The sequence below is a fragment of the Nonomuraea soli genome, assembly GCF_013761175.1.
Lineage (GTDB): Bacteria > Actinomycetota > Actinomycetes > Streptosporangiales > Streptosporangiaceae > Nonomuraea > Nonomuraea soli.
Genome location: NZ_JACDUR010000007.1, coordinates 485,568 through 506,791, shown reverse-complemented (window position 1 = coordinate 506,791; position 21,224 = coordinate 485,568). Strand labels below are relative to the sequence as shown.

At 69.3% G+C, this 21,224-nt stretch carries 21 protein-coding genes; 11 read left to right on the top strand and 10 right to left on the bottom strand.

Annotated features, from left to right (window positions below):
- Positions 1-7 precede the first annotated feature (7 nt).
- Positions 8-1,249, top strand: a complete 1,242-nt coding sequence (locus HNR30_RS34940) for an alkyl sulfatase dimerization domain-containing protein (protein ID WP_181614365.1) — start codon at positions 8-10, stop codon at positions 1,247-1,249.
- On the opposite strand, the gene HNR30_RS34935 is transcribed toward HNR30_RS34940, so the two are convergent.
- From HNR30_RS34935 to HNR30_RS34915, 5 genes are all read right to left on the bottom strand, one after another.
- The gene (locus HNR30_RS34935; protein ID WP_312894841.1) at positions 1,246-1,698 is read right to left on the bottom strand and encodes an iron chaperone; all 453 of its coding nucleotides are present in this window, start codon (positions 1,696-1,698) and stop codon (positions 1,246-1,248) included. The genes HNR30_RS34940 and HNR30_RS34935 overlap by 4 nt on opposite strands.
- Positions 1,699-1,773: 75 nt before the next feature.
- Positions 1,774-3,003, bottom strand: coding sequence for a serine hydrolase domain-containing protein (locus tag HNR30_RS34930; RefSeq protein ID WP_181614364.1), 1,230 nt, complete (start codon positions 3,001-3,003; stop codon positions 1,774-1,776).
- A gap of 195 nt (positions 3,004-3,198) precedes the next feature.
- Positions 3,199-4,299, bottom strand: coding sequence for a C40 family peptidase (locus HNR30_RS34925; protein WP_312894840.1), 1,101 nt, complete (start codon positions 4,297-4,299; stop codon positions 3,199-3,201).
- 167 nt (positions 4,300-4,466) lie between these two features.
- Positions 4,467-4,967: a transcription elongation factor GreA gene (gene greA, locus HNR30_RS34920; RefSeq protein ID WP_181614363.1), complete on the bottom strand. Its 501-nt coding sequence runs from the start codon at positions 4,965-4,967 to the stop codon at positions 4,467-4,469.
- 96 nt (positions 4,968-5,063) lie between these two features.
- Positions 5,064-5,492, bottom strand: a complete 429-nt coding sequence (locus tag HNR30_RS34915) for a DUF4307 domain-containing protein (RefSeq protein ID WP_181614362.1) — start codon at positions 5,490-5,492, stop codon at positions 5,064-5,066.
- Positions 5,493-5,596: 104 nt separating this feature from the next.
- Between HNR30_RS34915 and mca the strand changes: the two genes are divergently transcribed.
- Genes mca through HNR30_RS34900 form a run of 3 tightly spaced genes read left to right on the top strand, consistent with a single transcriptional unit; the run spans position 5,597 to position 6,939 of the window.
- A complete protein-coding gene (gene mca, locus HNR30_RS34910) occupies positions 5,597-6,484 on the top strand; it encodes a mycothiol conjugate amidase Mca (RefSeq protein ID WP_312894839.1) in 888 nt (295 codons plus the stop codon).
- Positions 6,485-6,493: 9 nt separating this feature from the next.
- Positions 6,494-6,661: a hypothetical protein gene (locus HNR30_RS34905; protein WP_181614361.1), complete on the top strand. Its 168-nt coding sequence runs from the start codon at positions 6,494-6,496 to the stop codon at positions 6,659-6,661.
- Positions 6,658-6,939, top strand: coding sequence for a GNAT family N-acetyltransferase (locus HNR30_RS34900; protein ID WP_181614360.1), 282 nt, complete (start codon positions 6,658-6,660; stop codon positions 6,937-6,939). Before HNR30_RS34905 ends, HNR30_RS34900 begins: the two co-directional genes overlap by 4 nt.
- On the opposite strand, the gene HNR30_RS34895 is transcribed toward HNR30_RS34900, so the two are convergent.
- Both HNR30_RS34895 and HNR30_RS34890 read right to left on the bottom strand, forming a co-directional pair.
- Entirely contained in the window at positions 6,896-8,254 is a 1,359-nt protein-coding gene (locus HNR30_RS34895; RefSeq protein ID WP_181614359.1) for a sensor histidine kinase, read from the bottom strand. The genes HNR30_RS34900 and HNR30_RS34895 overlap by 44 nt on opposite strands.
- Entirely contained in the window at positions 8,251-8,916 is a 666-nt protein-coding gene (locus HNR30_RS34890; protein ID WP_312894838.1) for a response regulator transcription factor, read from the bottom strand. The genes HNR30_RS34895 and HNR30_RS34890 overlap by 4 nt, the downstream gene beginning before the upstream one ends.
- A gap of 84 nt (positions 8,917-9,000) precedes the next feature.
- On the opposite strand from HNR30_RS34890, the gene HNR30_RS34885 reads away from it, so the two are divergent.
- Positions 9,001-10,896 carry an MMPL family transporter gene (locus tag HNR30_RS34885; protein ID WP_181614358.1) on the top strand — a complete coding sequence of 632 codons (1,896 nt, stop codon included), beginning with the start codon at positions 9,001-9,003 and terminating at the stop codon, positions 10,894-10,896.
- Here the strand turns inward: HNR30_RS34885 and HNR30_RS34880 are convergent.
- Complete coding sequence (locus HNR30_RS34880; RefSeq protein WP_181614357.1) at positions 10,797-11,978, bottom strand: hypothetical protein; 1,182 nt, start codon at positions 11,976-11,978, stop codon at positions 10,797-10,799. The two genes, HNR30_RS34885 and HNR30_RS34880, sit on opposite strands and share 100 nt — an antisense overlap.
- 56 nt (positions 11,979-12,034) lie before the next feature.
- On the opposite strand from HNR30_RS34880, the gene HNR30_RS34875 reads away from it, so the two are divergent.
- Positions 12,035-13,975 (top strand): thioredoxin domain-containing protein, encoded by a 1,941-nt coding sequence (locus tag HNR30_RS34875; RefSeq protein WP_181614356.1) that lies wholly within the window; start codon positions 12,035-12,037, stop codon positions 13,973-13,975.
- A gap of 169 nt (positions 13,976-14,144) precedes the next feature.
- Here the strand turns inward: HNR30_RS34875 and HNR30_RS34870 are convergent, their stop codons facing one another.
- On the bottom strand, positions 14,145-16,262 hold the full coding sequence (locus HNR30_RS34870; protein ID WP_312894837.1) for a transglycosylase domain-containing protein: 2,118 nt from the start codon (positions 16,260-16,262) through the stop codon (positions 14,145-14,147).
- Positions 16,263-16,360: 98 nt separating this feature from the next.
- Positions 16,361-16,840: an Lrp/AsnC family transcriptional regulator gene (locus HNR30_RS34865; protein WP_181614355.1), complete on the bottom strand. Its 480-nt coding sequence runs from the start codon at positions 16,838-16,840 to the stop codon at positions 16,361-16,363.
- A gap of 67 nt (positions 16,841-16,907) precedes the next feature.
- Here HNR30_RS34865 and hppD point away from each other — a divergent pair, with 67 nt between their 5' ends.
- The 5 genes from hppD to HNR30_RS34840 are packed head-to-tail and all read left to right on the top strand — an operon-like array spanning position 16,908 to position 21,198.
- On the top strand, positions 16,908-18,017 hold the full coding sequence (hppD, locus tag HNR30_RS34860) for a 4-hydroxyphenylpyruvate dioxygenase (protein ID WP_181614354.1): 1,110 nt from the start codon (positions 16,908-16,910) through the stop codon (positions 18,015-18,017).
- 34 nt (positions 18,018-18,051) lie between these two features.
- Positions 18,052-18,483: an RDD family protein gene (locus HNR30_RS34855; RefSeq protein WP_220134318.1), complete on the top strand. Its 432-nt coding sequence runs from the start codon at positions 18,052-18,054 to the stop codon at positions 18,481-18,483.
- 34 nt (positions 18,484-18,517) lie between these two features.
- Positions 18,518-19,939 (top strand): M1 family metallopeptidase, encoded by a 1,422-nt coding sequence (locus HNR30_RS34850; RefSeq protein ID WP_181614352.1) that lies wholly within the window; start codon positions 18,518-18,520, stop codon positions 19,937-19,939.
- A 54-nt stretch (positions 19,940-19,993) separates the two neighbouring features.
- The gene (locus HNR30_RS34845) at positions 19,994-20,389 is read left to right on the top strand and encodes a helix-turn-helix domain-containing protein (protein ID WP_181614351.1); all 396 of its coding nucleotides are present in this window, start codon (positions 19,994-19,996) and stop codon (positions 20,387-20,389) included.
- The gene (locus tag HNR30_RS34840) at positions 20,386-21,198 is read left to right on the top strand and encodes an alpha/beta fold hydrolase (RefSeq protein ID WP_181614350.1); all 813 of its coding nucleotides are present in this window, start codon (positions 20,386-20,388) and stop codon (positions 21,196-21,198) included. The genes HNR30_RS34845 and HNR30_RS34840 overlap by 4 nt, the downstream gene beginning before the upstream one ends.
- Positions 21,199-21,224: the final 26 nt, after the last annotated feature.

Sequence of the window (21,224 nt, the reverse complement as noted above, 5' to 3'; positions counted from 1 at the left end):
TGGGCAGATGAGCATCCGTGAGCACGCCGACGCCGTCTGGCGCGGCGAGAAGTCCGACAACATCGCCTCCTTCTCCCCCGGCAGGCGCCCCGTCGAGGACATCATCGACGGGATCGGCTTCTACAGCGGCTTCGGCAACACCATCGCCTTCCAGGGCTCGGGCGAGCTCGCCCTGTTCGACACCGGCAACCCGATGGGCGCCGCCAAGCTCCACGAAGGCGTCCGCGGCTGGAGCACCGACCCGCTGGTCACCGCGATCTTCTCGCACGGGCACATCGACCACGTCTCCGGCATGGAACCCTTCGACGCCGAAGGCCACGGCACCGAGGTCATCGCCCACGAGGCCGTCGTCGCCCGTTTCGAGCGCTACGTGCTCACCAACGGCTACAACGCCGTCATCAACCAGCGCCAGTTCCAGGCGCCCGGGCTGACCTGGCCCACGGAATACCGGCAGCCCGACCTGTCCTACCGCGACGAGCTCACCGTCAAGCGGGCCGGATGGACCTTCGAGATGTTCCACGCCAAGGGCGAGACCGACGACGCCACCGTCGCCTACGTGCCCGAAGCCCGGGTGCTGCTGCCCGGCGACATGTTCATCTGGGTCACGCCCAACTGCGGCAACCCGCAGAAGGTCCAGCGCTATCCGCGCGAATGGGCCCTCGCCCTGCGCCGCATGGCCACGCTCGGCGCCGAGATCATGCTGCCCAGCCACGGCGCCCCGATCTTCGGCGCCGACCGCGTCGAGCAGGCACTCGTCGAGACGGCCGAATGGCTGGAGTCGATGGTCGGCCAGACCCTCGACCTGCTCAACGCCGGCGAGCGGCTCGACACGATCGTGCAGGCCGTACGCCCGCCGTCGCACCTGGGCGACCGGCCCTACCTCAAGGCGCTGTACGACGAGCCGGAGTTCGTCGTACGCAACCTGTGGAGGCAGTACGGCGGCTGGTACGACGGCAACCCCGCCCACCTCAAGCCCTCGCCCGACGCCGTGCTCGCCACCAGGCTCGCCGACCTCGCGGGCGGAGCCGTACGGCTCGGCGAAGCCGCCCTGCAGGCGCTGCGCGACGGCGACCACCGCCTGGCCGGGCACCTGGCCGAACTCGCCGTCCAGGCCGCCCCCGCTGATCGGGGCCTGCACGAGATCCGGGCCGAGGTGAACGGCACGCGCGCCGCGAGCGAGGCATCGCTCATGGCCAGAGGCGTGTTCACCTGGGCCGCCTCCGAGTCCCGCCGCCTGTCGGAGGACTAACCCGCGGCCTTCTTCACCAGTTCCGACAACATGGCCTCGTGCTCGGGCGTCAGCTCCGTCAGCGCGAACGCCGTCGCCCACATGCCCACGTCGTCGAAGTGCGCGGCGTCCTGGAAGCCGAACGTCGCGTACTTCGTCTTGAACTTCGAGGCGCCCTGGAAGAAGCAGAGCACCTTGCCGTCCTTGGCGTAGGCGGGCTGGCCGTACCAGAGCCTGGGGGCCAGCTGCGGCGCGGCCGCCCTGACGATGGCGTGGACCCGCTCGGCGAGCGCCCGATCGGGCTCCGGCATCTCCGCGATCTTCTCGAGCACCTCCTGCTCCGCGTCCCGCTTCGCCGTACCCGAGCCGCGCCGCCCGGCGGCCGACTTCAGCTCCTTGGCGTGCTCCTTCATCGCGTCACGCTCGGCCTCGGTGAAACCGTCGAAGCTCTTGCCCGCTTCCTTCGTCACGATCTTCTCCCTCCGTCGGATCTCATCGTAGGAAGGGGGCAGAGGCGGAGGCTTCTCGAAAACTGACCTCTTGGGTCAGTCTTCTACAGCCTGGTAAAGGCTGGTCCAGAAGTCGTGGATCAGCCGCGCCGAGTTGCCCACCGACATGCCCACCTGGGTGAGCAGCAGGCCGGTCACGCCCTTGTCCGGGTCGGCGTACGTCGAGGTGCCGCTGCCGCCGTCCCAGCCGAACTGGCCGATGGGCGCGTAGTCGCCCCGGTAGGTGCGCACCGCCATGCCCAGCCCCCAGCCGCCGTGCTGGCCCTGCCCGAAGGACAGGTGCACGTTGTTCGTCGCCATCGCGTTGCGGACGGCGTTCTGCTCCGGGGTGAGGCGGTTGGTCGTCATCAACTCCACCGCCGGACGCGACAGGATGCGCTCGCCGCCGTGGACACCGCCGCTGAGCAGCATCCGGAAGTAGGCGTGGTAGTCGTCCACCGTCGACACCAGCCCGCCGCCGCCACCGGGGAAGGCCGGGGGCGCGCTCCAGCGGCCGCCCTGCGACTCGTCCCACGCGTGGAACTCGCCGGTCTGCGGGTCGGGCGCGTACAGCGTGGGCAGCCGGTCGATCTTGTCCTCCGGGACGTGGAAGCCGGTGTCCTTCATCCCCAACGGCTCGAAGATCCGCTCGCGCAGGAACTCCTCGAACGGCCGGCCCGTCACCCTGGCCACCAGCACACCGACCAGGTCGTTGCTCATGTGGTACTGCCAGCGCTCGCCCGGCTGGTGCATCAGCGGCAGCGTGCCCAGGCGGCGCATCCACTCGTCCGGCTCGGGCATCGGCGTGGGCAGGTCGGGGGTCAGGCCGTTCTCGAAGACCGCGTTCATGATCGGGGCGCCGATGGCCGTCATGTCCATGCCCAGGCCGAACGTGGAGGTGAGCACATCGCGCACCGTGATCGGACGACGGGCGGGAACCGTGTCGTCCAGCGGGCCGTCGACGCGCTTGAGCACCTGACGGTCGGCCAGCTCGGGCAACCACTGATCGACCAGGTCGTCCATCCGCAGACGGCACTCGTCGAGCAGCACCATCGCGGCGGCCATCGACAGGGGCTTGGAGGTGGAGGCCATACGGAAGATCGTGTCGCGGCTCATCGCACGGCCGCCGTCGTGCTGCATCGTGCCGAGCGCCTCGACGTGGGTCTCACCGCCGCGGCTGAACAGCGCCACCAGGCCGGGGATCTTCCCGGAGTCGACGTGCCGCGCCAGCACCCCGCGCAGGTTGCGCAGACCGGACTCGGAGAAGCCGCCGTTGTCGTGGGTCATGGGTGTGTCTCCTTGGTTAGTGCTTCGTGCTGTGGAGAACACGATGGCGGGCGGCTCTGATACGGGACTGTCATGGTGCTGACACGCGGCCTGACGCCCACGGGAGAAGGGATCTCCTACGGACGGTCACTGTCAGAGGTCCACGGCCCGAGCAGGACCGGGGGCGGGCGGGGGGGCGGGAAGGCGGGGGAAGGCTCAGCGCACCCGGGAGGCGGCCTCGGGGTTGACGCGGACCACTCCCGCGAGGTTGCGCGTCGTCACCGGGGCGAGCTTGACCACGTCCCCCGTGCGAGGCGCGTGCAGCATCTGCCCGTCACCCCAGTAGATGGCCACGTGCGAGATGTACCCGGGGTTGGTCGGGTCGTGGCGCCAGAAGATGAGGTCACCCGGCTGAGCGTCCTTCAGCGGCACCTGCACCCCCGCCACCCACTGCTGGTGGGTGACGCGCGGCATGCGCACGCCCGCCTGGGCGTAGGCCCATTGCACGAGCCCCGAGCAGTCGAAGGAGTTCGGCCCCTCCGCCCCCCACACGTACGGCCGCCCGAGCTTGCTGATCGCCGCCTTCAACGCCACGAGCAGCTGGTCGCGTGACATGAAGGATCCGTTGAAGGCCGTCGGCGCCGGGACGACGGGGTTGACGGTGGCGACCTGGGTGCCCTTGGGCAGGACCTTCAGCAGGCTTCGCCGCAGGGCCGAGGAGTCGGCCGAGGGGGCGCTGACGATCAGCGCGTTGCCTCGCGGCAGCCCGAGTGTGCGTCCCGTCTCCCGGGAGACGATCGCGTCGATGGTTCCGAACCCGGTGGTGGCGTAGGCGCCGACCCGCAGGGAGCCGCCCGCGGCGCTGACCTGGCGGTTGAGCGACAGTCCGCCGTCGGTGCCGAGCACGAACGACACGGCCAGGTCTCCCGCGGCCAGCCGGTTCCACAGCGCGTCGGCCCTGGCGGTGACCTTGGGTGTGTAGGCGCGGAAGGTCGAGGGGTCCACTCCGAGTGTCGGCACCTGCTTGCCGTCGATGGTGACGGTGGCGGCGTCGGCGAGTTCCAGTGCCCGCACTCCGCCCTGCTTGGCGACCTTGCGCAGCAGCTGGTTGGTGAAGGGCCTGGGGGTGACGACGAAGAGATTGGGCGCGTGGAGCTTTCCGAGGGGCGCCACCTGGGGCGGGCCCTGGGTGGGCGCGGTGACGGCGCCGGTGAGGCTGGAGTCGCGTTGTTGTACGGCGGGCGCGGCGGAGGACTGCGACGGCGGGCCGTACAGGATGATCAGGTCGAGCGTCAGCACGGCCACGAGCGAGCCCACGATGTAGGGGATTAACCTGCGCAGGTCGAAGCGGCGTTTGCGCCGGAAGAGGAAGGCCAGGTCGCCGCGGATGCCCGGCTTGATCTCGACGGGCGGCGGCGCCTGCGGGAAGACATGCGAAAAGTCCGCCGGGCCCGTGATGGCCCGGCGGAGGTGTTCCTCAGGAGTCAGTTGCCGACGTACGGAACGGCCTCGAGGATCTCGACCGTGTTCTGACGGCCGTTGGGCATCGAGTAGGTCGCCTTCTCACCGATCTTCTTGCCGTTGATCGCCGCGCCGAGCGGCGACTTGGGTGAGTAGACGTCGATCGGAGCGCCGAGCTCTTCACGGGAGGCGAGCAGGAAGGTCACTTCCTCTTCGTCGCCCTGGAAGCGGATGGTGACGGTCATGCCCGGTCCCACGATGCCCTCGGCGGTGGGAGCCTCACCGACCTTGGCGCTGTCGAGCGTCTGGCGGAGGTGGAAGATGCGAGCCTCGATCTTGCCCTGCTCGTCCTTGGCCGCGTGGTAGCCGCCGTTCTCCTTGAGGTCGCCCTCCTCGCGGGCGGCCTCGATCTTCTTGGCGATGTCGACGCGCCCGGGGCCCGAGAGATACTCGTACTCCGCCTTCAGGCGGTCGTACGCCTCCTGCGTCAGCCAGGTGACGTTCTCATCGCGCGAGTCGGCCACGGGTTCTCCTTGCTTGCCTAGGGGGCCCTTGAAGTCTGGGGCTGAATTGCGAAAGGCTAACAACTTAGCCGTCCGAACGCTTCCCCAAATGTCTCACTATACGAGATTGCAGTACTGGATGTGGACGGAAGACGCCTGAGCGCTCGTGCTCAGCGACTCCTTGTGGAGTGTCATACCCTCACCAGCAGGAATCGTTACTTCCTTGCTGCCAACTTCCACATGATTCGTGTCCAGGGCCTGGATCATGCAGACCGCCGCCCGGTCGTCGGGCTTGGAGAGCGTGAACGAGATCTCGGCGCGCGACGGGTCCTTCACGCTGAAGGTGACGATCTGGTTGGCCGCGGTGGAGTTGCCCGTGGCGGTCCACATCACGTAGCCCCAGCCGCCCGCGACGATCGCCACCAGCACGCCGATGACGACGTGCACGACGAGCCGGCCTCGCTTCTCCGGTCGGTCCGGCAGGTCGTAGGGGGTGCCGAGAACGGGGCCGTTGGCTCGGCCGTTCTCGACATCTCTGGTGGCCATGCGGAATCTCCCTGCACTCCTTCGGCGTTATCCGAGACAATTGTCGCCCGTGGGGGCACCGCCCTCACGACCGCCCGCAGTGAAACTATCTGAGGATCCAGACCGTGAGTGCACCCCTGAGGCTGATGGCCGTACACGCACACCCCGACGACGAGTCCAGCAAGGGCGCCGCCACCATGGCGCGCTACGTCTCGGAGGGTGTGGAAGTCCTGGTCTGTACGTTGACGGGCGGTGAACGCGGCTCGGTGCTCAACCCCAAGATGGACCGCCCGGAAATCGTCGAGAACATCGGCGAGGTCCGCCGCCTGGAGATGGAGCGCGCCCGCGAGATCCTCGGCGTGCAGCAGCGCTTCATGGGTTTCATCGACTCGGGCCTGCCGGAGTCGGATGAGGAGGAGCTCCCCGAGGGTTGCTTCGCGTTGCAGCCTCTGGAGAAGGCCTCCGCGCCCCTGGTGGCCGCGGTGCGTGAGTTCCGCCCGCACGTGATCCTCACCTACGACGACGACGGCGGCTACCCGCACCCCGACCACATCATGACCAACCGTGTCTCGGTCGAGGCGTTCGAGGCGGCCGGCGACCCCGACCGCTACCCCGACGCGGGCGAGCCCTGGCAGCCGCTCAAGCTCTACTACCACATGGGCTTCACCAAGGACCGGTTCGAGGCCCTGCACGAGGCGATGACGACCCGCGGGTTCGGCTCGCCGTACGCCGACTGGATCTCGCGCTGGGAGGACCGCCCGCAGAAGTGGCCGGTGACCACCCGCGTGCCGTGCGGTGAGTATTTCGAGACGCGCGACAACGCACTTCTGGCCCACGCGACACAGGTCGACCCCGACGGCTTCTGGTTCGTCTGCCCGCGCGAGGTGCAGCAGGAGATCTGGCCGACCGAGGACTACCACCTGGCCCGCTCGCTGGTCGACACGACCCTGCCCGAGGACGACCTGTTCGACGGCATCCACTGCGACGAGTTGACCGAACCCCTCCAAAGGTAGGCTGGGGGCGTGAACAGCCAACTCGCCAACGAGAACATCGGCCCGGGGCTGCTCGGCTTCGTCGTCGTCGCCCTCATCGGCGTCGCCCTGTACTTCCTCATCAAGTCGATGAACAAGCAGATGGCGAAGATCGAGGTCCCCCGCGCAGCCGATCTCGACAAGAAAGCCGACTCGTGAGCGTCGACATCAAGGACAACCCGGCGGAGAGCCGTTTCGAGATCTTCGTCGACGGCAGGTTCGCCGGGTTCGCCGAATACACCCTGACCGAGAAGACCGTCACCTTCACCCATACCGAGATCTACGACGACTTCGAGGGGCAGGGACTGGCGGGCAAGCTGGTCGCCTTCGCTCTCGACGCCTCGCGGGACACCGGGCTGAAGGTGCGCCCGCTGTGCCCCTACGTGGCCCGTTTCATCGGCAAGCGTCCGGAGTATCAGGACCTGGTGGAAGGCTGACCCGCACCGTCGTGCCGCGGCCGGGCGCCGATTCGATCCAGGCGCGCCCGCCGTGGGCCTCGGCGACGGCGGCCACGATGGCCAGCCCGAGCCCCGCTCCGGCGGTGCCCGACGAGGCGCGGTAGAACCTGTCGAACGCCCGGGTGCGCTGTTCCTCGGTCATGCCTGGCCCTTCGTCCCTGACCGACACCACGCCGTCGGCGGCGACCGTGACCGTGACGGGCGTTCCTGGCGGCGTGTGCTGACGGGCGTTGGCGAGCAGGTTGTCGAGGATCTGGCGCAGCCGTACGGCGTCGCCTGTCACGACCACGTCGGCCAGGTCGAGCGTGAAGGGCCGGCCTGGCTCGACGGCGTGGGCGGCCTCCACCGCCTCGGCGGCCAGCGCGCCCAGGTCGACGGGGCGGCGTTCGAGCGCCCGCCGCTGGTCGAGCCTGGCCAGCAGCAGCAGTTCGTCGACGAGGACTCCCATCCGGGTGGCCTCCGACTCGATACGTTCCATGGCGAGCGCCAGGTCTTGCGGCCGTGACGACGCGCCGCGCCTGAACAGTTCGGCGTAGCCTCTGATCGTCGCGACCGGGGTGCGCAGTTCGTGCGAGGCGTCGGCGACGAAGCGGCGCAACCGCTGTTCGGAGCGGGTGCGTTCGCGGAAGGCCGTCTCGATCTGGCCGAGCATGGCGTTCAGGGCCAGGCCCAGCCGTCCTGGCTCGGTGCGCGGGTCCTTCAGCTCGACGCGCCGGCTCAGCTGGCCCTCGCCGATCGCCCGCGCGGTGACGGCGATCTCGTCCAGGGGTTGCATGGCGCGGCGCACCGCCCGGTAGGCGAGGATCGCCAGCAGGATCAGCACGAGCGTGGTGATCGCGACGTGCACCCCGATCAGCCTGCCCAGCAGGTCGTCGTACTCAGCGGTCCGCAGCCCGAGGACCAGCGAGCGCCCGTCGTCCAGGGTCGAGGTGCGCAGCCACCAGTCGATGTGCATGTCGTCGCCGTCGAGCCGGCGGAACTCCACCCCGCCGGCGCTCCAGCGCGACTCCACGTCCCAGTCGGCGCCCGGCGGGTCCTGCGAGGTCGTCACGGTCACGCCGTCGAGCCGGATGAGCACCTCCCCGAAGACGGCCAGCAGCCGCGTGTCGCCTCCCGGCAGCGGCGCGCCGTCGCGCAGCAGCGGCTCCAGGCGCAGGGCGATGGCGTTGAGGTCGCGTCGGGCCTCGTCGCCGCCGAAGTCGCGGGCGACGGCGAAGGTCGACACGGGGGCGATGGTCAGGCCCAGCATGAGCAGGGCCAGCACGATGAGCGTCAGCTTGCGGCGCAGGGTCATCGCGGCAGCCGCATGACGTAGCCGATGCGCGGCACGGTGTGGATCAGCCCGTCGATCTTGCGGCGCAGGTAGCTGATGTAGGTCTGCACGACGCCGTCGCTGCCGCCGAAGTCGTAGTCCCAGACGTGGTCGAGGATCTGCTGCTTGGTCAGCACCCGGCCGGCGTTGATCATCAGGTAGCGCAGCAGCTTGTACTCGGTCGGGGTGAGGTCGATGAGCGCGCCGCTTCGCCGTACCTCGTAGGCCTCCTCGTCCAGGACCAGGTCGGCGAAGCTGAGCCTGGCCTCCTGGGCCGGTTTCGTACGGCGGAGCACGACCTGCACCCTGGCGAGCAGTTCCTCCAGGCTGAAGGGCTTGGTCACGTAGTCGTCGGCGCCCTGGCGCAGCCCGGTGATCTTGTCTTCCGTGGCGTCCTTGGCGGTCAGGAAGATGATCGGGGTCAGGATGGAGCGGCTGCGCAGCCGCCGGCACACCTCAAGTCCTGAAATGTCAGGCAACATGATGTCGAGCACCACCAGATCGGGCGCCAGCTCCACCGCCCTGGCCAGCGCCAGCGCGCCCGTGCCCGCGGTCTCCACCTCGAAGCCCTCGTAACGCAGCGCCATCGCGACCAGATCGGCCAGATTACGCTCGTCGTCCACGACCAGAATGCGACCCTTCACACCGAAGAGTCTGGTGGATCGTTCTTAGAGAACTCTCAGAGTGCCCGGACAGCGCTCGCAGAACCCGGCGCTGCACTGGTGGCCATGTTCACCGACTTCGTGTTACGCCACAAACTCGCCATCGTGCTCGCCTGGCTGGCCCTGGCCGTCGCCGGCGGCTTCGCCGTCACCGGCCTCGAAGAGCGCATGACCATGGACTTCGGCGCGCCGGGCCATCCGGCCTACGAGACCAACAGGGAGATCGCGGACCGTTACGGCATCCGGGGCACACCCGTGGTCGTCAAGGAGGGGCAGCAGGTCGAGCACCTGGGCAGGGTGATCGACGCCGACGGCTACCGGCTCCTGTATCCCCACGACGACGACAACGTCCCCGACGGCGCCACCGGCCTGGAGCCGCTGGAACCCGAGGGCGGCGGCGAAGGGCTCAGCCTGGCCGTGGAGCTGGCCATCGGGGCGGGCGGCGCGCTGGTCGTGCTGGCGTTCGTCTTCGGCTCACTGCTGGCCCTGGTGCCCCTGGTGGTGGCCGCGGTGGCGATCCTGGTGTCGTTCCTGGCCGTCTACGGGCTGACCACCGTCACCGAGGTCAGCATGTTCGTGCAGTTCATCATCGGCCTGGTCGGGCTGGGCGTGGCGATCGACTACTCCCTGCTGCTGATCACCCGCTGGCGCGAGGAGAACCACGACGTACGGCGCGCCATGGCCTCGGCGGGACGCGCCGTCGTGCTGAGCGCCGCCACCGTGGCCATCGGCCTGATCGCCATGGTCGTCCTGCCCGTGGCCTTCCTGCGCAGCGTGGGCGTCGGCGGCATGCTCATCCCGCTGATCGCGATGCTGGCCGTGGTGACCCTGCTGCCCATCCTGCTCGACACCGTCGGCCCGCGCCTGGACCGGCGGCGCCGCGACCCCGTGGGGCGCCGCTGGGCCGCGTGGGCCGGCGGCGTCGTCCGGCATCGGTGGATCGCCCTGACCGGCTCCGCCGCGCTCCTGCTGGCCCTGGGCGCCGGAGCTCTCGGGCTGAAGCTGGGCGAGCCGGCCAGCGACGCGCTCGCCAAGAGCGGGCCCGCCTACGAGGCGCTGGCCGAACTTCGCCAGGACGGCATGCCGGCGGGCGCGCTCGTCCCCGTCCAGGTGCTCGGCCCCGATCCCGCGCCCTTCCGCGCCATCGAGGGCGTGCACACGGCCTTCTCCCCCGCTCCCGGGCTGATCACGGTGATCCCCGAGACGGAGGACCCCGCCATCGTGAAGCGCATCGTGGCCCAGGCGCCGCAGGACACCCGCGTGGGCGGCCCGCTCGCCGCCGACCTCGAGTTCAACGACGTGGTCTACGGCAACCTGCCGCTGATGCTCGGCCTGATCATGCTGATCACCTTCTGCGTGCTCGCCCGCGCGTTCCGCTCGATCGTGCTGGCGGCCAAGGCGATCGTGCTCAACCTGCTCTCGCTGGCCGCCGCGATCGGCGCGACCGTCCTGATCTGGCAGCAGGGGTACGGCTCGGCGATGATCTGGGGCATCGACGGCCTGGGCGCGATCGACAACTTCCTGCCCCTGCTGATCTTCGCCTTCCTGTACGGCCTGACCATGGACTACGAGGTGTTCATCCTGGCCAGGATGCGCGAGGAGTACGACCGCACCGGCTCGACCACGGCAGCCGTCACCGAAGGGCTGGGCCGTACCGGACGGCTCGTCACCAGCGCCGCGCTCGTGCTCTTCCTCGCCTTCCTGTCGCTGGCCGCCGCGCCGATCCTGCAGGTCAAGCTGTTCGCGACGGCGCTGGGCATCGGCATCCTGCTCGACGCCACCGTGATCAGAGCCCTGCTCATGCCCGCCATGGTGGCGGTGATGGGCCGCTGGAACTGGTGGTGGCCCTTCGGCCGCGGACGTCAGTCGCCGGGAGCCGACCAGGCGCGCTCCAGCGCCCTGGGCAGCCCCCACCAGCCGAGCGGCGTCAGCAGGTCGGACTCGTCGACCACACCCAGGTAGCGCCACAGGTCGACGACCGTCGAGAACAGCAGCTCGGTGTCCTCGGGCTCGTCGGCGAACTCGTCGAGCTCCGCGAGCTCCGAAAGGTCATCGGGGTCGACGATCTCCTCGGACTCGCCCACCAGCCTGGCGATGTGCTCGGGTGAGGCCAGGGCGCCCGGCCCCGTGCGCGCCAGCGACGCCACGGTGGCCAGCCAGTCGGCGTGCTGGATGGAGCAGAGCGCCGCCAGCGCCTGGTCCTCGTGGCTGAGCTCGCCGTCGAGATCGGCGAACTCCTCGGGGTCGTCGGCCGCCTCCGGCAGGTCGGAGATCGGTCCGGCGATGCCCGCCGCGACCGTCAGCCACAACTCCTGGTCGTCGTCGGGCATCGCGCGGTCGTCGAAACCCGCGCAGGCCCGCAGCACGCTGCCCGGGTAGCCGGGGAAGTCGAGCACCTCGCGCAACTGCGCGCACGCCGCCCGCAGGGCCGCGGGAGGCAGCTCCGGCTGCTTGGGCAGCTCGGCCAGGACGCGGTGGAGCTCGCTCAGCGCCAGCTCCTCCTGTTCGTCCCAGGCGGCGAACAGCTCCTCGTCCTGCTCGTCGCTGACCGCGAACCCCGGCACCCGGCCGTCGGGCAGCGGATTGTTCAGCCAGCGTTCCTGCAGCTCCTCGTAGGCCCGCCTGGCCGCCGGATCGCCCGCGGCCAGCGCGTCGGGGTCGACGTCACCCGCCTCGACCCGCTCCTCCAGGAAACCGACGAGCCTGACGTACATCTCCTCGGCCACCGGCCCGCGCTCGTCCTCCTCCGGCCACAGGAAGTAGCCGGAGGTGAGCAGGATCGGCTCGGTGCCGGTGGACTCCAGCCAGCGCTGCACGTCGCCCACGGTCGCCTGGCCCGACTCGATGGCGCTCAAAGTCTGCTTGGCCGACTCCCAGAAGACCAGCGTCATCGGATTCCCCGCCGCGAACATCTCCCGGCGCAGGTCGGGCAGGGCGACCAGCGCCACGCCTGAGGGAACGGCCAGCAACGCGCGCGCGATGTCGCGGCGGGTCAGATCGGGGGCGGCGCGTTCGGAGTAGGAGCAGACGAATTCGAGGTCCACAGCCAGCGAGCCTACGCCCCGCCGAAGACCACGGCGAGCCGTCCTAAGCTGGACGGGTGAACCGGCTGCAGCATGCGACGAGCCCCTATCTCCTCCAGCACGCCGACAACCCCGTCGACTGGTTCGAGTGGGGTGAGGAGGCCTTCGACGAGGCCCGGCGGCGCGACGTGCCGCTGCTGATCAGCGTGGGCTACTCCGCCTGCCACTGGTGTCACGTCATGGCCCACGAGTCCTTCGAGGACGAGCGCACCGCCGAGCTGATGAACTCCTCCTTCGTCAACGTCAAGGTCGACCGCGAGGAGCGGCCCGACGTCGACGCCGTCTACATGAACGCCACGCAGGCGATGACCCAGCACGGCGGCTGGCCGATGACCGTCTTCGCCACGCCCGGCGGCCACCCCTTCTACTGCGGCACCTACTTCCCCCGCGAGCAGTTCCAGCGGCTGCTGGCGGGGGTGCACAACGCCTGGACGGGCGACCGCGAGGCGGTGCTGCAGCAGGGATCGAAGATCGTCGAGGCGCTCAACGAGAACACGGCCCTGCCCAAGGGCCCCGCCCCGACGGAGGAGACGCTCGCGGCCGCCGTACAGAACCTGCGATCCACCTTCGACCCCGTCCACGGCGGTTTCGGCGGCGCGCCCAAGTTCCCGCCGTCGATGGCGCTGGAGTTCCTGCTGCGCTGCGGCGAGCACGAGATGAGCGGCCACACGCTGGAGCGCATGGCCCGCGGCGGCCTGTACGACCAGCTGGGCGGCGGCTTCGCCCGCTACAGCGTCGACGCCCAGTGGGTCGTGCCCCACTTCGAGAAGATGCTCTACGACAACGCCCTGCTGCTGCGCGTCTACACCCACTGGTGGAAGGCGACGGGCACGCCGCTGGCCAGGCGGATCGCCCTGGAGACGGCCGACTGGCTGCTGCGCGAGATGCTCACGCCCGAGGGCGGCTTCGCCTCCGCGCTCGACGCCGACAGCGAGGGCGAGGAGGGCAGGTTCTACGTCTGGACCCCCGAGCAGCTGGGCGAGGTGCTCGGCGACGACGCCGCGTGGGCGGCGGAGCTGTTCGAGGTCACGGGCACGTTCGAGCACGGCACCTCGGTGCTGCAGCTCCTCGACGACCCCGGCGACCAGGAGCGGTTCGAGCGGGTGCGCGCCGCCCTGCTGGCCGCCCGGGCGCGGAGGGTACGGCCCGGCCGCGACGACAAGGTGGTGGCCGCCTGGAACGGCCTGGCCATCGCGGCGCTCGCCGAGACCGGGCTGATCTTCGAGCGGCCCGACCTGGTCGAGGCCGCCGAGCGGGCCGCCGTGCTGCTCGCCGGGACGCACCTGGTCGACGGCCGCCTGCGCAGGACCTCACGCGACGGACGCGTCGGCACGAACGCCGGAGTGCTCGAAGACTACGCCGACGTGGCAGAAGGCCTGATCGCGCTGTACGGCGTGACCGGGCGCGCACGCTGGTTCGAGCTGGCCGGCGACATGCTGGAGCAGATCCTCGAACGTTTCCCCGACGGCACCGGCGGCTTCTACGACACCGCCGACGACGCCGAGACCCTGTTCCAGCGGCCGCAGGACCCGACCGACAACGCCACGCCCTCGGGACAGTACGCGGCCGCCGCCGCGCTGCTGTCGTACGCGGCCCTCACCGGCTCGTCCCGGCACCGCGAGGCCGCCCTCACCGCGCTCGCGACGGTGTCGGTGCTGGCCCGCGGGCACGCCCGCTTCGCCGGCTGGGGCCTGGCCGCCGCCCGCGCCGCCCTGGCGGGGCCGGTGGAGGTGGCCATCAGCGGGCCACTCGACGACCCGCGGACCCGGGCTCTGCAACGTGCCGCGTTCCTGGCCGACGTGCCGCTGGTGGTGGCCGCCGGGGACGGCAAGGTGCCGTTGCTGGAGGGGCGGGGGCTGATCGGGGGTGCCCCGGCGGCCTACGTCTGCCGTGACTTCGCCTGCCGCCTGCCCGTCACCACACCCGCCGACCTCCGTGCTCAGCTCGCGGAGCACTGATCATCGCCGTCTCCATGGTGAACACCACGAGCCCGGCGTAGTTGCCCCGCTTGACGGTGGGCCGGCTGCGGATGCGGAGGGGGACGAGCGGGGTGTCGGCGGCGAGAACGCTCCGCTCAACCGCCGCGTGCTGGCCGTCCTCACCTTCCTCAACCGCCCCTGAGCCGGGCTAGCCGGACGGGGTGCTCTGAGTGTCCTGTACGGCGGGCGTGGACTCGGACTCGTCGCCGCCCTGCCCCTGGTCCTGGTCCTGCCCCTGGCCGTGGCCCTGGTCCTGGCCGCCACCCTGGTCCTGGTCCTGGCCGGTGTCCTGGCCTTGGCCCTGGCCGCCGCCCTGGTCCTGTTCGGGGTCGGGGACGATGGGGGTGGTCTCCGTGGTGTCGGAGTCCCAGTCGTCGTCCCCCTCGTCGTCGAAGAAGTCGTCGGAGAGCCCGTCGCCCTCGTCGGTGTTCTGGTCCTCCTGCGGCGTGCTGTAGCTGTAGCCGTAATCGGAAGGCTCCGGGAACTCCATGACCGGCTTGCCCTCCATGGCCTCGCTCATGAAGGAGCGCCAGATCTGCGCCGGCAGCGACCCGCCGTACTGCTCGCTGCCCCCGACCACGACGGTCTTGTTGTCGTCGCGGAACAGGTTGACCGCGGTCGACAGCTGCGGGGTGTAGCCGGTGAACCAGGCGGAGGCCGACGCGTCGGTGGTGCCGGTCTTGCCGGCGACGGGACGGTCCCAGAGGCGGGCGGCGGTGCCGGTGCCGCCGCGGACGACCTGCTCGAGCGCGTAGGTGGTGTCGGCGGCGGCCTGCTTGGAGACGACGGTGGCGGTGACCGGCTTGATCGTCTCCTTCTTGCCCTCCGCGTCGGTCACGGACTTGACCACGTGCGCTTCGACGTGGACGCCGCCGTTGGCGAAGGTGCCGAAGCCGGAGGCGTTCTGCACGGCGCTGATGGAGGCGACGCCGAGCGGCAGGGTGGCGGCGGAGGCGTGCGGGCCGAGCTGTTCGGCGGGGATGCCGGCGTCCTCCGCGGTCTTGACGACCTTGTCGAGGCCGATCTGCTGGCCGATGGCGACGTAGGCGGTGTTGACGGAGCTCTGGGTGGCGCGCAGGAGGCTGACCTGGCCGTAGGAGGCGCCGCCGGAGTTCTTGATGGGCGTGCTGGCGACCCGCATGGGCGAGTTGCCGTCGAAGCGGTCGGAGAGCTTGACGCCGTTCTCGAGCGCGGCGGCGAGCGTGTAGGCCTTGAAGGTGGAGCCCGCCTGGACCTTGGCCTTGAAGGCGTTGTCCCACGACTGGCCCGGCTTGCCGCCGCCGTAGAAGGCGACGACTTCGCCGGTGGTGGGGTCGACGGCGGCGAGGCCGGTGCGGACCTTCTTGGGCGTGTCGGCGGGCATGATCGAGGTGACGGCGCGCTGGGCGGCGGCCATGAGCTTCTTGTCGAAGGTCGTGACGATCTTCAGCCCGCCGGTGTTGATCTCCTCGTCGGTGTAGCCGCGGCGGTTGAGCTCCTCCTTGACCTGGTCGACCATGACCTGGCCCTGGCCCTTGAGCTCGAAGACGTTCTTGGGCTTGATGAGCGTGGGGAACACCTGCTGCCGCGCCTGGTCGGCGGTGAGCGCGCCGGTCTGGGCCATGGCGTCGACGACCGACTGCCAGCGGGCCTTGGCGGCGTCGAGGTCGGCGCCGGCGGGTGCGGCGAAACGGCTGGGCTGCTGGATCACGGCGGCCAGGTAGGCGCCTTCCGAGATCGACAGCTTGCCGACGTCCTTGCCGAAGTAGGCCTGGGCGGCGGCCTGGACGCCGTTGGCGCCGCGTCCGTAGTAGATCGTGTTGAGGTACTGCTCCAGCACCCAGTCCTTGGACTTGGACTGATCGACCTTCAAGGAGATCAGGATCTCCTTGAACTTACGCATAATGGAACGTTCCTGCGACAGCCCGCTGTAATAGTTGCGCACCATCTGCTGGGTGATGGTCGAGCCGCCCTGCAGCTGCTGGCCGCTGACCGTGGACCACACGGCCCTGGCGGTGTCCTTCACGGACACGCCGTTGTCGGTGTAGAAGGAGCGGTTCTCGGCGGCGATGACCGCGTCGCGCACGTGGGTGGGCACGGTGTCGAGGGTGACGTTCTTGCGGTTGACGCCCTGCCGGGCCAGCACGCTCTTGCCGTCTCTGTAGTAGATCACCGAGCCCTGCGCGGTGGCCTGCTTCTGCGTGCTGTCCGGAATGGGCGTCATGGCCCAGGCGACGGCGAACAGCCCGGCCACGGTGATGATCCCCGCCCCGGAGATGATGAGCACCCAACGCCACACACGCCGCTTCGGCAAACGCAAACGCACTATCCGATCCCCCCGATCGCTCCCACGTGGCGAAAGGATAAACGACTGGTAACGGTGCTTTATCTCGAACCGCGCCGCGGCACGTCAGCCACAAGAGGCAACACACGGTACGGCACCGGCGTGTCGAGGGCGATGACCGAAGAGGTACGCACCACTCCCTGGACGTCGACGATCTGGTCGATGACCCGCTGGAGGTCGGAGTTGGAGCGCGCGACCACGCGGCTCAGCAGGTCGGAGCCACCGGTGATGGTGTGCACCTCCAGCACCTCGGGGATGAGCGCGAGCCGGTCGGCGACGGGATCGTGTCCCGCGACCTGCTTGATCTCCATCGTGACGAAGGCCATGACGCCGTAGCCGAGCGCCTGCGGCGACACGTCGGGCCCGAAGCCGGTGACGACCCCGCGCGCGATCATGCGGTCGAGCCGTGCCTGGACCGTCCCGCGCGCCACGTTCAGCCGCCGCGAACACTCCAGCACTCCGAGGCGCGGCTCGACGGTAAGCAGATTGAGCAGTCTGGCATCCAGCTCATCGATAGACATGGGCACATTGTCCACTGTTTTAAGTAACTGTTGCACAAGAAGCCCATCGAATTCGAGAGTGGCCCTTATGAGCGACAATTTTCCGGTGAACGGCATGGACGCCGTGGTCTTCGCGGTGGGCAATGCCAAGCAGGCCGCGCACTACTACTCGACCGCCTTCGGCATGAAGCTGGTGGCCTACCGTGGCCCGGAGAACGGCAGCCGTGAGGAGGTGGCCTACGTCCTGACCTCGGGCGGCGCCCGCTTCGAGCTGCGTTCGTCGGTCCGTCCTGGCACGTGGCTGGCCCGGCACGTGGCCGAGCACGGCGACGGGGTGATCGACCTGGCCATCGACGTGCCGGACGTGGAGGCCGCCTACGCCCACGCCGTCGCGCAGGGAGCCCGCGGGCTGGCCGAGCCGTACACACTGGAGGACGAGAACGGCAAGGTCGTCATGGCCGCCGTCGCCGCCTACGGCGAGACGCGCCACACCCTGGTCGACCGCTCCAACTACACCGGCGTCTACCTGCCCGGCTACGTGCCGGCCGAGCCGCTGGTGGCCGCGCCCGCGACGAAGACGGGCCGGCTGTTCCAGGCCGTCGACCACTGCGTCGGCAACGTCGAGCTCGGCAAGATGGACGAGTGGGTGGCGTTCTACCAGCGGGTCATGGGCTTCACGAACATGGCCGAGTTCGTCGGCGACGACATCGCCACGGAGTACTCCGCGCTGATGTCGAAGGTCGTGGCGGACGGCACGCGCAAGGTCAAGTTCCCGCTCAACGAGCCGGCGATCAGCAAGAAGAAGTCGCAGATCGATGAGTACCTGGACTTCTACGGCGGCCCCGGCGTGCAGCACATCGCGCTGGCGACCAACGACATCCTCACCACCGTCGACCACATGCGGGCGGCGGGCGTGCAGTTCCTGGACACGCCGGACTCCTACTACGACGACCCCGAGCTGCGGGCGCGCATCGGCGAGGTCCGCGCGCCGATCGAGGAGCTGAAGAAGCGCAAGATCCTCGTCGACCGCGACGAGGACGGCTACCTGCTGCAGATCTTCACCAAGCCGGTCCAGGACCGCCCGACGGTCTTCTTCGAGCTCATCGAGCGCCACGGCTCGCTCGGTTTCGGCAAGGGCAACTTCAAGGCGCTGTTCGAGGCCATCGAGCGCGAGCAGGAACGTAGGGGCAACCTGTAGTTTTCCTTGACCCGCGAGTGGTGATCTTGGCGGTATGGCACCACTCGCGGGTCGCTGGCGGCGACTCTTCGCAGGCATCCTGGACATGATCATCGTGTCCATCGTCTCCTCGCCCTTCGGCTGGACGAGCTACCAGGAGGTGTGGAACTCCAACCTGGAGATCTGGGAACGGGTTCCGGTCGAGCACGTCATCCCGATGTCGATCATCGGCTTCCTCTACTTCTGGCTGCTGCACTCCTTCTGGAACGGCCAGACCGTGGGCAAGAAGGTCTTCGGCATGCGGGTCGTCGCCGTCGACGGCTCGAAGGCGAGCGTCGGGCAGATCGCCGTGCGCGAGCTGGTGCGCGAGCTCATGAGCTGGCTGTGCTGCGTCGGCACCCTCATCGACCTGGGATTCATCCTGTTCGACGACCGCAAGCAGGCCGTGCACGACAAGGCGGGCAAGACGCTCGTCGTAGATGCCTGATCCTTTCGCTCACCTCGCGTAGGCTTCTGGTTTCATGAGGTCATCGTGCGCGCTGGTCGGTGTATCCCTGCTGGGTGTGCTCTCGTGCTCCCCCTCCAGCGGTGACACCGTGCCGCCTCCCGCGTCGCAGAAGCAGCAGCCGGAGTCGACGGAGCACGGCGCTCCCGGCATCGGCGACGCCGACTTCCCGCTCGACGGCAACGGCGGCTACGACGTGGCCCACTACGGGCTCAAGCTCGCCTACGACCCGGCACGCAAGCACCTCGACGGCACCGCGACCATCCAGGCGGTCGCCAAGCAGCGCCTGGCGGCCTTCAACCTCGACCTGGCCGGGCTCGACGTCGAGTCGGTCGAGATCGACGGAAAGCCCGCCACCTTCAGCCGATCGGGCGACGAGCTGACGCTGACCCCGGCCACGCCGATCGACGACAAGGCCAGGTTCACCGCGGCGATCGAGTATTCGGGCAAGCCGAAGCCGGTCGAGGACTCCAGCAACCTGGGCACCTACGGCTTCATCCCGACCGACGACGGCGCCTTCGTCACCTGCGAGCCGAACGGCGCCAAGACGTGGTTCCCCGCCAACGACCACCCGGCCGACAAGGCCAGGTTCGACTTCGAGATCACCGTGCCGAAGGGCCTGGTCGCGCTGGCCAACGGCGAGATGACGCGGCAGCCGGTGACCTCGGGCGAGAAGACCACCTACACCTGGAGCGAGAAGCACCCCATGGTCACCTATCTGGCGACCATGACGCTCGGCAAGTTCGACATGCGCCAGGGCAAGACCGCCTCCGGCATCGTCAACCTGGCCGCCGTCGACCCGCGGTTCCGCTCGTCGCTGGAGAACCTCTACACCTGGTCCGGGAAGATCACCGACTACTGGAGCACGGTCTTCGGTCCCTACCCGTTCTCCTCCACCGGCGGCGTGGTCGACAACTTCTCCGCCGGTTACGCGCTGGAGAACCAGACCAAGCCGATGTACGGCGGCTTCGACCCCGACGAGGCGATCATCGCCCACGAGCTGGCCCACCAGTGGTTCGGCAACAGCCTGAGCATCAAGCGGTGGAGCGACCTGTGGCTGAACGAGGGGTTCGCCACCTATGCCGAGTGGTTGTGGTCGGAGCACACGGGACGCGAGTCGGCCGACGCGATCTTCCAGGGCTACTTCGCCCGCGCGGCCTCCCACCCGATGTGGGCCTACCCTCCGGGCAAGGCCAGGCCCAAGGACCTGTTCAACGAGTCGGTCTACACCAGGGGCGGCATGACCGTGCACGCCCTGCGCGAGGCGATCGGCGACCCGGCGTTCTTCAAGCTGCTCAAGGAGTGGACCGCGCAGAACCGCTACCGCAACGTCACCACCTCGCAGTTCATGGCGCTGGCGGAGAAGGTGTCGGGTAAGCAGCTCGACTCCCTGTTCGACGCCTGGCTGTTCACCGCGAAGAAGCCTGCCGCCAACTGACGTAACACTCCCCATAATTACCTATCTTCCTGGAAGATAGGGTATAAAAAGTGCATGTACTTCTCGATCGAGCAGGTCGCTGACCGTTTGGACCTGCACGTCCGCACGGTCCGTAACTACGTGCGCGACGGCAAGCTGAAGGCCGTCCGCATCGGCAAGCAGTACCGGATCACGCGTGAGGATCTCGAGGCGTTCACCGGCCTGCCCGTCGACGACGAGCCGGTCCGCACGCGCCGCCACGTCGAGGTCTCGAGCATCGTGCAGATCGACGCCATCAGCCCCGACGACGCCGACCGGATCTCGACGCACCTCATGGCGGCGCTGCGCGGCGGCCAGTCGGTCCAGGCGCAGACCGTCTACGACACCGAGCGCGGCCGGCTGAAGGTGGTCCTCCTCGGCGAGCCGGGCATCACGGCGGACCTGATCAAGCTGATCGGGGCGATGGCATGATCTTCAAGTCGGAAACGGGCAGACAGCGGATCCACCAGGCCTACCGGAAGCTGATGGAGCACTGGCCGGTGCCGTACGAGCGCATCGAGCTGCCAGAGGCGTCGGTGGTGGCCAGCGGGCCTTCCGGCGCTCCCCCGCTGATCCTGCTGCACGGTTCAGGCGGCACCAGCGTGGGCTGGGCCTCGGAGGTCGCCGCGCTCGCCGAGCACTACCGCGTCTACGCGGTCGACCTGCCGGGAGAGCCGGGGCTGAGCCCCGAGCTGCGGCACGATCTCGGCTCCGACGGGCACGCCAGGTGGCTCGACGGCGTACTCGAGGGACTGGGCCTCACCAGGGCGAGCCTGATCGGCGAATCGCTGGGCGGGTTCGTCGCCCTCGACTACGCCCTGCGCAGGCCCGCGAAGGTGGAGCACCTGGTGCTGCTGAATCCCGGCGGGCTGGGCAGGATGCGGCCGAGCTTCGCGCTCAAGGCGCTGGCCCTGGCGCCCCTGGGCCGATGGGGGCTCAAGCGCTCGCTGCGCGTGGCGCTGGGCAGCGTCGACCAGGACGCGGCCGACTTCATCCTGCTGATCTTCACGCACTTCCGCCCCAGGCGGGACCCGCTTCCCACGCTCCCCCTGACCGACCGGCCGATGCTGGTCGTCCTCGGCGGCCGTGACGCCATGATCGACGCGGACCGGACCAGGAAGATCGTCGAGGAGCGGGCGCCCAGCGCGACCGTGCGGTGGCTGCCGGAATCCGGCCACCTCCTGCGCGGCCAGAGCGAGGCGATCCTGACCTGGATGGCCGCTGGCGGCCAGGTCAGGTAGGCCCTTTCCCGTGTTATGTTCAGCCA